Origin of the sequence: Deinococcus sp., assembly GCF_018260405.1 — a bacterium.
Lineage (GTDB): Bacteria > Deinococcota > Deinococci > Deinococcales > Deinococcaceae > Deinococcus.
On sequence record NZ_JAGLBG010000225.1, the window covers coordinates 1 to 977 of the forward strand.

1 protein-coding gene is annotated in these 977 nt (G+C 61.0%); it reads right to left on the reverse strand.

The genetic code is table 11. The features are described from left to right. Window positions 1-70: 70 nt before the first annotated feature. On the reverse strand, window positions 71-691 hold the full coding sequence (locus QZ269_RS13210; RefSeq protein ID WP_291427158.1) for a replication initiation protein: 621 nt from the start codon (window positions 689-691) through the stop codon (window positions 71-73). Window positions 692-977 lie beyond the last annotated feature (286 nt).

Here is a 977-nt window from a genome sequence, read left to right on the forward strand (position 1 = left end):
AAAATCCTGTGATAACAAGAATTACAACAGGAATATTCCCTTAGCGCAGGTTTTGGTTCCGATTCTCAGGTCAGGCCAAAGTGTCCCGGTTCAGGGCCTCGGCCTGGTGTTGCACCTGGCGCACCAGTGCCGCCCCGCTCACGCCCTGGTCGTGCAGGCGGTACGCCTCGCGGCGCAGCGCCTCAAACGCCGCGCAGTTCCGGCCCTCGCGGTCTGCGTCCTCGGCGGCGATGGTGGCCGCCCTCCGGCTCAGCCCTGGCATGGGGGGCAGTTCCCGCAGCAAATCGCCCAAAGTCCAGATGCGGCCCGATACTAGCCGGGTGATGTGGTCGGGATGATACGGCCCCCGGCTCACCAGACCGCCGTAAGAGGGGTCGCCAGACAATTCGCGGGTTAGACCCTTGCGGATATCTTGCAAGTACCTTAACGGGGCTTGTAGCGCCTTGCCGCCTACCGCCACCGGGTCGGCCAGCAGGTAGCCCGGTTGCTGGTGGCCGCTCTGGGGGTTGATGACGGTGTAGGTCGGCTGCGGGGCATCCGGCCAGATACACCCGGCCTCGTGGTCAAGGTCAAGCACGATGTTCCCCACCCTGCCGCGTGGGTTGAGTTGGCAAAAACGCTGTGCTAGTGCGTACTCTGCGGGCCTACGCGAAGTCTCGCGGGCGGCTTCATGTGGGGCATCTCCACACAAGGCCCAGACCGGGGCGCGGGCGATTAGCTCGGCCTGTAGCTCGCTTTCACTTTTGAGGAGCCGGGGGGGTGATATGATGCCTTCACCCCCTCTTGTGTGGGTGGGGTAAACAAAAAATACCTCGTGCTAGAGGAGAGTTCTGGGGAGAAAGTGGGCGTGGTGGCCCACTTCTTTCTTTTTGCCGTGGTGGAGGCAAAAACCCAGTTGAGCCACTATAGCTCATCAAAAGCTGACCAAGCAGATGTATTGTGTGAGTCGCAGTAAAAATTTCTGAGCCGGATAAGGA